Annotated in this window: 11 protein-coding genes; 1 reads left to right on the top strand and 10 read right to left on the bottom strand. The window is 75.2% G+C overall.

Annotated elements, in window-relative coordinates; translation table 11 throughout:
- The first annotated feature begins 56 nt into the window (after positions 1 to 56).
- A complete protein-coding gene (locus tag ACQP1S_RS17580; protein WP_363668546.1) occupies positions 57 to 854 on the top strand; it encodes a sugar phosphate isomerase/epimerase family protein in 798 nt (265 codons plus the stop codon).
- Positions 855 to 1,500: 646 nt separating this feature from the next.
- On the opposite strand, the gene ACQP1S_RS17575 is transcribed toward ACQP1S_RS17580, so the two are convergent.
- The 10 genes from ACQP1S_RS17575 to ACQP1S_RS17530 form a co-directional block, all read right to left on the bottom strand.
- A complete protein-coding gene (locus tag ACQP1S_RS17575; RefSeq protein WP_432896504.1) occupies positions 1,501 to 2,250 on the bottom strand; it encodes a hypothetical protein in 750 nt (249 codons plus the stop codon).
- Positions 2,251 to 2,456: 206 nt separating this feature from the next.
- Positions 2,457 to 2,912: a hypothetical protein gene (locus ACQP1S_RS17570; protein ID WP_432896501.1), complete on the bottom strand. Its 456-nt coding sequence runs from the start codon at positions 2,910 to 2,912 to the stop codon at positions 2,457 to 2,459.
- Complete coding sequence (locus tag ACQP1S_RS17565) at positions 2,909 to 3,838, bottom strand: hypothetical protein (RefSeq protein ID WP_432896498.1); 930 nt, start codon at positions 3,836 to 3,838, stop codon at positions 2,909 to 2,911. The genes ACQP1S_RS17570 and ACQP1S_RS17565 overlap by 4 nt, the downstream gene beginning before the upstream one ends.
- On the bottom strand, positions 3,835 to 4,440 hold the full coding sequence (locus tag ACQP1S_RS17560) for a phage tail protein (RefSeq protein ID WP_432896495.1): 606 nt from the start codon (positions 4,438 to 4,440) through the stop codon (positions 3,835 to 3,837). Before ACQP1S_RS17560 ends, ACQP1S_RS17565 begins: the two co-directional genes overlap by 4 nt.
- On the bottom strand, positions 4,421 to 7,210 hold the full coding sequence (locus ACQP1S_RS17555; RefSeq protein WP_432896492.1) for a putative baseplate assembly protein: 2,790 nt from the start codon (positions 7,208 to 7,210) through the stop codon (positions 4,421 to 4,423). The genes ACQP1S_RS17560 and ACQP1S_RS17555 overlap by 20 nt, the downstream gene beginning before the upstream one ends.
- The gene (locus ACQP1S_RS17550; protein WP_432896489.1) at positions 7,207 to 7,713 is read right to left on the bottom strand and encodes a GPW/gp25 family protein; all 507 of its coding nucleotides are present in this window, start codon (positions 7,711 to 7,713) and stop codon (positions 7,207 to 7,209) included. The genes ACQP1S_RS17555 and ACQP1S_RS17550 overlap by 4 nt, the downstream gene beginning before the upstream one ends.
- A complete protein-coding gene (locus ACQP1S_RS17545; RefSeq protein ID WP_357775326.1) occupies positions 7,710 to 8,048 on the bottom strand; it encodes a hypothetical protein in 339 nt (112 codons plus the stop codon). Before ACQP1S_RS17545 ends, ACQP1S_RS17550 begins: the two co-directional genes overlap by 4 nt.
- Entirely contained in the window at positions 8,048 to 9,634 is a 1,587-nt protein-coding gene (locus ACQP1S_RS17540) for a phage baseplate assembly protein V (protein WP_432896486.1), read from the bottom strand. Before ACQP1S_RS17540 ends, ACQP1S_RS17545 begins: the two co-directional genes overlap by 1 nt.
- Entirely contained in the window at positions 9,631 to 10,506 is an 876-nt protein-coding gene (locus ACQP1S_RS17535) for a hypothetical protein (protein ID WP_432896483.1), read from the bottom strand. The genes ACQP1S_RS17540 and ACQP1S_RS17535 overlap by 4 nt, the downstream gene beginning before the upstream one ends.
- Positions 10,506 to 11,078 carry a hypothetical protein gene (locus ACQP1S_RS17530; protein WP_432896480.1) on the bottom strand — a complete coding sequence of 191 codons (573 nt, stop codon included), beginning with the start codon at positions 11,076 to 11,078 and terminating at the stop codon, positions 10,506 to 10,508. The genes ACQP1S_RS17535 and ACQP1S_RS17530 overlap by 1 nt, the downstream gene beginning before the upstream one ends.
- Positions 11,079 to 11,732 lie beyond the last annotated feature (654 nt).

Here is an 11,732-nt window from a genome sequence, read left to right as displayed (position 1 = left end):
TTGGCCGTGGCACGGTGGCTGGCGGTGATGCGGTGCTTGGTGGTGCGGTGGCCGGGTTGGCACGGTTCTCGTTCAACCAGGCCACCGCCCAGCACTGGCCGCTGGCTGCGGCGGTCGCCGGCTGCGCGGCGGCCGGAGTGCCCGGCATCGGCCTGTGGCGGGAACCCGTCCAGGAGTTCGGGGTCGAGCGGGCGGCCCGGCTGGTCCGTGCCGCCGGGCTGACCGTCACCTCGCTCTGCCGGGGCGGGTTCTTCACCGCCCCGGACTGGTGGGACGAGAACCGGCGGGCCATCGAGGAGGCGGCCACCCTCGGCACCCGGGAACTGGTGCTGGTGTCCGGTGGGCTGCCGCCCGGCAGCCGGGACGTCGACGGAGCCCGCCGGCAGGTCGCCGACGCCGTCGCCGCCCTCGCCGACGAGGCGGCAGCGGCCGGGGTACGGCTGGCCATCGAGCCGCTGCACCCGATGTTCAGCGCCGACCGGTGTGTGATCGCCACCCTCGGCCAGGCGCTCGACATCGCCGAGAGGTTCGATCCGGCGGTGGTCGGGGTGGTGGTCGACACCTACCACGTGTGGTGGGACGACACGGTGTACGCGCAGATCGCCCGGGCCGGGGACCGGATCGCCGCGTTCCAGGCGGCGGACTGGGTGACCCCGCTGCCGGAGGGCGTGCTGCTCGGTCGGGCGCTGCCCGGGGAGGGCTGTGTGGAGTTGCGCCGGCTGCGCGAGGCGGTCGACGCCGCCGGATACGCCGGGCCGGTCGAGGTCGAGGTGTTCCAGACCGCACTTTGGTCCCGGCCCGGCCCCGACATCCTCGCCGCCACCATCGATGCCTACCTGGCCCACGTGTCCTGACCGGATCGACGGGCCCGGTGGGCTGCGGGCTGCCACGACGGCGGGCGATGCTGGCCGTCGGGTCCGTCGGGTCCGTCGGGTCCGTCGGGTCCTTAGGGTCCGTCGGGTCCTTAGGGTCCGTCGGTTCTTCGGGTTCTTCGGTCGGTCGGCTGCCGGACCGTGCGATCCGTCGAGTCCATTGGGTCCGTCGGCTGGCAGGGCCCGTCGGGGTCGTTGGGGTTGTCGGGGTCGTCGGCCATGGGGTCTTTCTGGGCCGTCGGGTCTGCCTGGGACGCGGGGTCCGTGAGCTTCGTCCGCGCCGGGGAGTCAATTTCACACTGAGTAGTGGAGAACAGGCGGTTTCCTGAGGGAGCGGTATGCCTCTGTGGCATGAATATGACGGAGAGGCATACCGCTCCGTGGCCTGTCATGCCTCTCCTGTCTCACCACCGCCGGCCACCTCACCCCACTGACCCGCCCACGCGCCAAGCGACCACCGTCGGACCACCGACCGTTGGATCACCGACCGTTGGATCACCGACCGTCGGACCACCGAACGTTGGACCACCACCGGACCGATCACCGATGGACCGGCCGACGGCCGATCACTGCCGGACCGACCGACGGCCGATGACCGACCAGACCTGCCGGCCAGACGGCCGGGGGGTCATCGGACGGTGGCAGTGACGCGGACGGCCTTGACGATGGCGGGGATGGAGCCGATCAGCAGCACCAGGCCCCAGACGATGGCCACGATCGCGAACACCAGAGCGCCGACGTCGTCGAGGATGCTGACCAGGATCACCGGCACCAGCCGGTGTAGGAACTCCAGCACGACCGTGCAGACCAGGGTGGTCAGGACCAGCAGGACCAGCCCCTTGTTCTGCAGGAAGCGGGGCTGGGCGAGCAGTAGCAGCACACCCCAGACCAGCTTCAACAGCAGCACCAGCGCGAGCAGCAGGCTGGCCTTGCCGACCGGAAAGAACCCCCACAGCGCCAGGTAGGCCAGGGTGCCGAAGGGTACGGCCAGGAAGAGCGACACCATCACCGTCAACTCGACGAAGGCGATCACCAGCAGCACCAGCGAGGCCAGGATCAGCAGGATCGAGAAGATCAGCGTGGCCACCCCCTGCACCCGGCCCTGCACCCGGTCGGAGAGCAGCAGACTGAGGCTGAACAGCCCGGTGGTCCACAGCGCCACCACGTCGATCAGTGCCAGGTAGCCGGTGCCCCGCCCGGAGGGCTCGCTGATCCGGCCCACGTCGCCGACATCCACGCCCAGGTCCTGGGCGCTGGTCAGCAGCGCCCCGCCCGCCTCGCCGCCGCCGGTGAGCAGCGACGACCCCAGTTCCAGCCCCACCACCAGCGCTACCGCCAGCAGCGCCAACAGCAGGAACGGCTTGCGCAACTCACCCACACCCGGCCTCCCTCCGCTTCGATGCCGCCCCCGCCCCACCTATCCCGGCCGGACCCATCCGGCCCGATCCACCCCACCCCTGCCCCATCCCGGTCCGCCCTGCCCCATTCCGCCCCGCCGCGGCCTGGCCTGCCCCGGCGCGGCGCGGATCGGCCCGCCCCGGCCCGCCCCGGCCCGATCCGCGCCGTGCGCCGACGGGTGCTGGGTCACGAGGTGGCGATGATGACCGTGCACGAGACACCTCCCGGGCAGCCCAGGCCGACCTCGGTGGCCCGGTCGACAGCGATCTTCACGACGGCCTCGCCCCCGTCGGCGGGGGTGACGTCGTCACGTACGGTCAGGTTGGCGTCACCCGGGGCGGGGGCGGCGACTGTGAAGGCCGCCGTGCTGCGCAGGACCAGGGTGCGCAGCGCGCCCGGGTCGGCCACCCGCAGCACGCAACCGCCGACGAAGGTCAGCACGTCACCGGTACGGTCGCAGTCGGCGCGGACCGTCGCGGGATCCAACGCGGTGCTGCCGCTGCCGAGGCGACCCAGCCAGCCCAGCGCCCCGGCGTCGGCCGGGTCACCCCGGTCGGCGCGGCCCACCCCGATCGCGATGACGAAGCCGGCCACCAGCAGCACGGTCACCGCCACCAGCAGCAGTTTCTGTCGACCGCTCACGGCGTGCCCGGTGCGGGCAGTTCGGTGAACCGGATCCGGTCCACCCCGGCGAAGTAGCGTTCGGTGCCCTGGGTCCTGCCGACGGCGATCAGGGTGAGGGTGTGCGGGCCCCGGGCGAGCCGGACCGTGCCGACGTCTTCGAGGTCCCGCAGCGCCGGCTGCTTGGCGAAGCCGAAGAAGGTGCCGCCCAGCTGCACCCCGTCGACCTGCCAGATGGTGTTGGCGTAGTCGGAGGAGACGGTCCGGGAGGCGGCGAACGACCAGGTGGCGTCGGCCGGCAGGGTGACGGTGAGACGCACCCGGTCACCCACCGCCAGCCCTTGGAAGAAGAGTTGCGCACCACCGGACCAGGCGACCCCGCAGCAGTCGGGCTGCGTCACCACCTTCACCGCGGCACCCGCCGGTGACTCCAGCTTCGCCCCGGCGAGCAGGATCTCCGCCTCCACCGCGACCACCAACGGTGCGCGCGGCGGTGGGGCGTCGTCCGGGCGGGTGAGCAGGTAACCGACCACCCCGCCGACCAGCACCACCAACGCCACCGCCGCCGCGATCCACGGCCACGGCGTCCGCTTCGGCGGGGCGACCGCCCTGACCTCGTACGTCACCCGGCCGCTGGACCGGGAACTCTCCTCCGGCGCGGTGTTCGCCGAGTACGCGAAGCCGGTCATGTCGTACCGCCGGGGTGCGGTGCCGGCCGGCACCGTCAGGCGGACCAGGAACAACACCGAGTTCTGCCCCGGCACCACCCGTTGCGGCTCGGCCACCGTGAACCAGGCCCGTTGGCTGCCGTCGCCCGGTGCGACGTCGAAGACCACGGTGTCCGGCGCGACGCCGGGATTGGAGACGGTGAAGGTCAGCTCACCCCGGTTGGCCGGGTCGAGGGTGAACTGTTCGGCGGCGGCGACGACGGCCCATTCGGTGGTCATGACGGCTCCTCAGGCGACGGTTCGGGCGAGGGGAGGGAACCCGGGGTGGGAACGTGGGCGCGGCCGATCGCCGGTTCGTACGGCACCGGGGGTGGGGGGTCGGCGAGGACGACCTCGGCGGTCACCGCGGCCGGCTTCTCCGCCTCGACGATCCGGGTGACCACGGTCAGCAGCCCGGCCGCCTCCGGTGGCACCCGGACCACCAGGTGGAACGGCCGGTCGACCGGTTCGTCGAGGACGAAACCGGTGACCCCGGTCGCCAGCTCCAACGCGGTCCGCATCCCGTACGGGGTGCCCCGCCAGCGGGCCAGCATCGCACCGTGCGCGACCAGGTCGCGCAGCCGCCCCACCGGCAATGCCGGCGGGGCGTCCGGCCGGGGTGGACCGAGCACGTGGTCCATCGCCACCCAGCGGGTCAGGTAACCGGCGAACCCGTCCGGCGTGCGGTACGGGGCGAACAGCGCGTCCACCTCGGCGAGCAGCGCCTCGTCCGGGGCGTGCAGCGCCTCCATCACGTCCAGCAGGGCGGCCAGCACACTGCCCGGTCCGGCGGCCCGCTGGTAGGCGGCCGGCAGCAGCCGCTCAATCGCCGCTCGGCGCATCGTGGCCCACCACTTCGATGTCGTGCTCGCCGGAGCAGAGCAGCCAGGTGTCGGGGACGGTCACCACGTCGGCGGTGGCCTGGTTCGCGCTGGCCGTCCAGTCGGCGGCGTCGGCGCTGCGGTACACCCCGCGCTCGCCTCCGGCGAGGATCAGCCGTTCGGTGCCGCCCGGCCCGGCGATGCTGCCGGCGATCGCTTCCACCGGCACGAACCGGGTCCGGTCCCGCAGCGGCAGACCACAGTTGACCATCACCGGTTGCCACTGCGCCTGCGCGGCCAGGGTGTCCAGCCGGACCACCCCGCCGCTCTGCGTGGCGGCCACCGCCAGGGTGCCGACGAAGGTGAGGTCCCGGCAGGTGCCGCCGACCCAACCGGCCTGCACCTGCTGCCACTTCACGTCGGATTCGAACAGCCGGGTGCGGTGGCAGCCCTGACCCGGCTTCTTCGGGTCCGGCTCACCCGCGCCGGCCCACAGCAGGGTGGCCGGGCCGTCGTACTGCACGGCGAGGACCCGGTTGTCCACATTGGCCAGCCCGACGTGGGTGAAGCTGCCGGGGCGGCCACCGGCGGTGGACAGGTAGACCCCGAAACTGGCCTGGGCGGCGACCGCCACCCCCGGCGCGCCCCGCTCGGAGACGAAGGACCGGACGGCGTAGAAACCCCGGTCGGCGTCGGCCGGGTCGACCAGGATCTGCAACGGCACCGCCCCGGGCAGCAGCGAAACCTCGTACAGGCCGGTGTCGGTGGCCAGCAGCAGCGCGCCCGCGCCGTCCCGGTCGATCCAGGCCAGGTCGGTGAGCCGCGAGTCCAGACCGGTCAGCGGGGACCAGGTCTCGCCGAGATCGGTGCTCAGGTGCACCCGGGAGCCGCCCGCCGCCCGGGTGGTCACCACCGCCACCGCGCCGGGTCGGGCCACCACGCCGGGGCGTACCGGGGCCGGGGCGGGGGCGACCCGGACGACCGTCTCGTCGTCGTCGAACCGCCCGGCCGGCTCCCAGCCCACCCCGGCGTTGGACGAGCGGAACAGCACCGGGCCCCGGCCGGCGTACCAGGTGCGGGCCTGGTACTGGTCGACGGCGAGGGCGCGGACCTGCGCGTCGGGGGCCTCGTCCACCACGAACCGGACCGACTCGACGTACCGCACGCCCGGTTCGGCGTGCTCCAACATCCGGTACACGTTGGAGGCGCGCAGTGGTTCGCCGAACGCCCAACCGGTCGGGTTCAGCCCGGTGGGCAGCGGGCTGAGCGTCCGGTGCAGCCGGTCGTGGATGCGCCGACGGACCGCCTCGACGTCCTCCTCCCGGCGGACCACCACCCGGGCCCGGATCGACACCGCCTTGTAGCGGGCCCAGCCGGCCCGGCAACTGGTGCCCAACGCCCGCCGCCGGTCCAGGTCCGCCTCCACCCGACGGCGGGACTCCTCCACCTCGTGCGCGCGCAGCACCGACACCGGCAGCCGGCCACCCGGTCGGGCCTCGTCCGGCACGTACGGCACCAGCACCACCTCGACCTCGCCGGGGCGGGCGAAGCTGTACACCGCCGACCGGGTGAACGCCCGGGCCCGGGACACCCCGCCGGAGCCGGCGGCGAGGATCTCGAAGTCCCGGGCGGTGACCGCGCGTTGCTGGGCGAAGAACTCGTACGGGCCCCGGACCAGCGCGGAGTCGAGCGTCTCCAGGTCCCGCCCGCCGCTGGCCGGTTCCGGGTTCTCCGCGCGTACCCCCGGCAGGGGGTCCCGCAGGTTGGTCAGGGTGCCGGCGGCGACGTTGCCGGCCCGGCCGCCGCCGGCCCGGTACCAGAGCCGGATCCGGGCGCCGGCCGGCGGCACCGCCGCGACCGTCACCGGCCCGTCGGCCGACCCGCCGCCGATCCTGCCGCCACCCGGGCCGGCGGCGGGGCTGCCGGAGGCCGCAGCCGGACTGCCGGCGGGCGGGGCCGGACTGCCGGCGGGCGGGGCCGGACTGCCGGCGGGCGGGGCCGGGTCGCCGGCGGGCGGGGCCGGGCTGCCGAAGGTCGGGGCCGGGTCGCCGGCGGGCGGGTCGGCGGGGGCCGGGCGCAGGTCCAGCGCCGGGGCGAAGGTGACCACGCCGGAGCACCGGTCCACCAGGTAGACCCTGGCCTGCGGACCGACCCCGGCGAAGCTGTCCACCGGCCGCCACACCTCGTAGGTGGTGCCCTCGTGCTCCCGGGCCACCGCGCCCAACTCCACCGTGCCGGCCACCGCCTCCACCCCGAGCAGCAGGTCCCACGCCTCGGCGGTCCGCGCCATCGGCGCCCGGGCGGCCCGCAGCACCTGCCCCGGCTGGCCGGTGCCGACGCCGAGCAGTTCCGCGACGACGAGGTCGCAGTGGTGGGTGCGCACGGTCACCTCGGCGGCCCCCTCCGGCAGCAGCGCCGGCTCGGTGGTGATGAAGACGACCGGCTTCGGGTCCGCGCCCCGGGCCGCCGCGATCCGGGTGCCCGCCGGGATCCGCACCGCCGCCCGGTCGGTGCCGGTACGCACGAGGCGGACATCCGCCCAGGCCGCCGTCGGGACGTGCCGGGTCACCCCGAGCAGGTTCAGGAACTGCACGTACGCCTTCTCCGGCAACCGGTTCAGCCGGAAGATCATCACCTCGGTGAGGTGCGCGAACGCCTCCACCAGTGCGATGCCCGGATCGTGCGCGGACAGGTCGGTCCAGCCGGGGCAGGACCGCCGGATCCGCTCCCTGGCCTCGGTGACCAGATCGAGGAAGGTGCGGTCGTCGAGGTGCGGCACGGGCAGCGTCATGACGGGTTCCCCTCGGCGGCGTGGCGGTCGGTGCCGGACGCCGGACGCCGGGCGGCCCGGTCCCCGGCGGCGGTCGGGCCACCGGCCGGGTCGGTGTCGTCGGGGAGCAGGTCGACGGAGAAGACCAGCTGGCCGGGGGAGAGGCTGGCCCGGACCCGGTAGTCCAGCCGGATCACCAGTCGCCACGGGTCGTCCGGATCGGGGCCGGCATCCACGTCGATCACCTCGATCCGGGGCTCCCACCGGCGGATCGCCTGCCGGACGTAGTGGATGGCCAGCCCGGCAGTGGTGTCGTCGTTGGGGGCGAAGACCAACCGGTGCAGCCGGGAGCCGTACCCGGGGCGCATCAGCCGCTCGCCCGGCGTGGTGGACAGCAGCAGGTACAACGCCTGGCGTACCGTCTCGTCGCCGTCGGTCACGGCGAGCCCGCCGGTCGCGGTCAACGCCAGGCCACCGGTGCGGCCGGCGTCGAAGCCGGCCCCGACGAACCGCAATGCCCTCATCGGTCGGCCTCCACCAGACGCTGCCGGGGATCGTGGACCGTGTGGTGGACCAGGCCCGGCGGGGTGCCGTCGGTGAAGCCGTCCAGGTGCGACAGCACGATCCGGTGCCCGTCCACCCGCAGCCAGTCGCTGTAGCCGACCCGCACCGCGAGGGTCTTCGCGCAGGGTTTGATCGTCGGCCCGTAGTTGGGGCAGGCCACGATGTCACGCCCCTCGGGGTCGGCGTCGACGAGCACCGGGACGCCGGCGACGGTCAGCCAGTGCTGCGACGCCCGGTTGGTGACCCGGCCGTCGTGGTCGCAGGCGATCAGCGAGTTCAGGTGGATCCAACGCATCAGCCACCTCCGGAGTGGGCGCGGGCCAGCGCGCCGGCCTGTTGCCGGGCGGTCGCCGCGTCCTCGGTCGTGTCGGCGTGCAGGAAGTCGACGCTGCGGGCCCGCACCACCATCGCCCGGCCCGGCGCGGAGAGCACCAGGTCGGTCGCGGCGTGCAGGGTGGTCAGCTCGGGGGTCAGCTCCAGGAAGCTGCCGGCGTCGGTGGCCAGCCGCACCGTCCGCGCGGCGTCGTCGACCACGATGGTCTGACCGCTGCTGGTCCGCACCGACCAGCGGCTCGCGCGCCCCTCGGCGACCCCCGTGTCGTACGGCGCGACGAGGCCGAAGAGTGAGCCCAGCACGACTCCGGAGACCGGTTCGCCGCCGGGCAACGCCAGCAGCACGGTGTCGTCCGGGTCGGGCAGCGCCACGATGCCCTTGTCCCGTCCCGCCCCCGGACAGAGCACCGCCAGCCAGCCGGCGTCCAGATCCCCGTAGCCGGGCAGCCGCACCCGTACCCGACCGCGCTGGTCCGGGTCGTCGACGGAGGTGACGACGCCGAGGGTGACCACCGCCCCGCCGGCCGGTACGCGCGTCGGGGAGGGCGGCGGGGCGGTGGAGAACCGGGTGAGGTGGCCGCTGCCGTCGACGGTGTGCACCACCTCGGTGAGCACGTACGCCCCGGACAGCTCCTCGGCCACCCCGGTCAGCGTGATCCGCCGGCCGGGTCGCAACGCCGGGTCCCCCTCGGCCACCCCCTCGGCGGTGACCAGCGCGGCGACCCGGGAGTCCAGCCCGGCCTGGGCGAGCGCGGCCAACTCGTCGTCGCTGCGGCCCGGCTGGTCCACCAGGGTCCGTACGCCGTCCGCACCGACCGCCGCCGGGTCGGGGCGCAGCGGCACCCGGCGGCCGGTCCGCGCGGTGTCGACCTGCTGACCGAGCGGCTCGGCCCGCTGCGGGTGCCAGCCCAGGGCGGCGCTGCCTCCGGCGGCCCGGTCCAGGTTGGTGGCCAACCGCACCGAGTGCAGCGTCCGGCCCAGCGCCAACGGCAGCGGCTCACCGTGCCCGTCCAGGGTGACCAGGCGCACCCGGTCGCCGTCGGCGGCGAGGTGCAGGCCGGCCCGGCCGGCCACCTCCAACAGCAGGTCCAGGTCGCTGTGCCGGTGTTGGAGCAGCCGTTCCAGGCGTGGCCCGTCGGCGTCGGCATCGACGTCGAGCCCCACCTCGGCACACAGCTCGCGGGCCAGGTCGGCGGCGGTGACCGCCTCGAAGACCCGCAGCTGCTGCCGCTTGCGCAGCCGGTGCAGCAGGTCGTAGCCGCGCAACCGGAACAGGGCGGCGCCGTCGGCGGCGTACTCCACCTCGACGCAGGTGACCTCGCCGGTGAACAGCCGTTCCTCGGCGAGCCGGACGTCCAGGGTGGCACCGGTCGGCACCACCGGGCCGGTGCCGGGACCCCGCGCGGCCGGGCCGGGGTCGGCGGCGTACACCACCTCGCACTGGGTGGGCTGGTCGAGACGGGCGGCCACCCGTACCGACCGGATGCGGCGGGCCGGTGTCCCGTCCAGCGGCACCCCGTCGAGGAACACCGACGGCCGGGTGCTCACCGGGCACCCCTATCGACGCCGGCCGGACCCGGGCCGGCGAACAGGTCCCCGCCGGTCCACGGCCCCGTGCCGGTCAGCAGGCCCGTGCCGGTCAGCATGCCCAGGGCGGCCACCGAGCCGGTGACGGCGGTGGAGTTGGTGACGGCGGTGGGGTCGGTTCCGGTCGGCGGGGGCACCGCGAGGGCGGTGCCGGCCGGCACGGTGAACGGGTCGGTGATCCGGTTGTGTTCGGCGAGCAGCCGCCAGCGCAGCGGCGAGCCGAGCGCGTCGTGGGCGAGCAGGTCGAAGCGGACGCCGGAGTAGCCGGGCGCGGCCGAGCCGTCCCCGGTGGCCACCACCGCCTGCCCCACCCCGATGCCGGGGGTCGACGCGGCGGCCAGCTCCTCGGCGAAGCCCTGCTGCGCCTCGTCGGCCGACTCGGCCACCCGCAGCAGCTTCAACCGCAGCCAGGAACGGCGCGGTGAGCCCGTCCGGGTGAACACGTCGAACCGCTCGGCGACGGCCACCACCACCCCGGGCACGTTCCACGTCTTGCCCCAGACCAGCCGGACCAGCGGTGGACGCTGCCAGCCGTGCGCCACGGCGGAGTTCTCGGCCAGCATCCACAGTGGCCGGGTGAGCGTCCGGACGTCCTCGGGCGGGGTCGGGCCCTCCACCAGGTCGGTGTCGAAGAGCAGGTCCAGCACGAGTTCGGTGCGTCCGCCGCCGGTGAAGACCAGCGGGTCGTCGGCCAGCCCGACGCCGGTGAGCTGCCCGTCGGCGCTGCCCCGGGGGCGTACCCCGGCGACCCGGGTGACCTGCACGGTCTGCGGGTTGAGCAGGCAGTCGATCCGGATACCGGACTCGTCGACCAGGAACGCCACCCGTTCCATCAGACCCCCCGCTGTTCGGCGTCGAGCCGGCCGTGCCGGGCGTCGTCCCACCCGGTCACCCTCGGTGCCCGCCACCCGCTGTCGTCGGGCAGCGCCGGCCACGGATCGGCCACCGCCCCCGCCGGTCCGCCCGCCCCGCCCGCCATCGCCGTCCCGCCCCGCAGCCAGGTGTCCCGCGTGCCGGCCGGGTGGACCGTGCCGGTCGTGGCGGTGGGCTCACCGGGCAGCGCCGGCCACGGGTCACCGGGCGGGTTCGGCTCGTCGGCCGGCCACCGGGTCGCGGCACCCCGCCGGACGACGGAGGCGTGCCGGGACGGCGGGCCGTGGTCGATGACGTCGACGTCCTGGTCGGTCGGTCGTGCCCCACCGCCGCGCCACCCGTCGTCCGCACCAGGGGCAGCCGGGCCGGTCGGCTCCCCGCCGAACATCCGTCCGGGCGGGCTGCCGCAGAGGTGGGCCGGTGCGTCGGGCGTGATCCGGAGAACCGGACGGGTCGGATCGGCTCGCTGCCGGGTCGCCGGACCGGCCGTGTGGTCGCCCGCCGGATAGGGGCCGGCGGCAGGATCCCCCACCGGAACGGTGGGGTCGAGTCCGCCGAGCCGTGCGCTGGTTGCGGTGGCCGCATACCCGTCGGCCCGGGCGCCGCTCCCGGTGGCCGCATTCCCGTCGGGGCCGCCGGGCGTCCATCGGCCCGTGTCGCCGTCCACCGGGCTGCCCGGGTCCGCCGGCCGTCCCGGTCGACCGGTGGGTGGCCCGGGGCGGTCCGACCACCCTGGCCGGCCACCACCTGTCCCCGGTGCTGTGGCGGTACCCGGCCAGGACGCTGCGCCGGGGTCGACCCCGCGGATCGCGTCGGGGCCTGTCCCCGGGGGGTCCGTCGACCGGGTCGTGTCGGGGTATGCCTGCGGTGTGCCGGCGGGTGGCGGCGCGAAGTCGTCACCGGCCGGGACTGCCGGCAGGTCCGCTCCGGCCGGACGCCCGACGGGCCCCGAACCCGGGTGCTGCCCGGACCGCGCCGATCCGGGGGGCTGCCCGGACCCTTCCCACCCCGGCGGACCGGACGATCCCGGCACGCCGGGTCCGGTCGACTGGTGCGCGTCGGACCCCGCCGCTCCGCGCAGCCTGGACCAGAGCGCTCTCGCGCGGCCGGGCCGGGCCGTTGCCGCTGGCACGTCCCGGTGCGGAGCCGTCGGGCCCGGCCAGTGCGCCGGGTAACGGGGAGTGCG

The sequence above is a fragment of the Micromonospora matsumotoense genome (assembly GCF_050951065.1).
Taxonomy (GTDB): domain Bacteria; phylum Actinomycetota; class Actinomycetes; order Mycobacteriales; family Micromonosporaceae; genus Micromonospora; species Micromonospora matsumotoensis.
The sequence above is the reverse complement of the archived record's forward strand: the minus strand, read 5'-3'. Positions and strand labels throughout refer to the sequence as shown.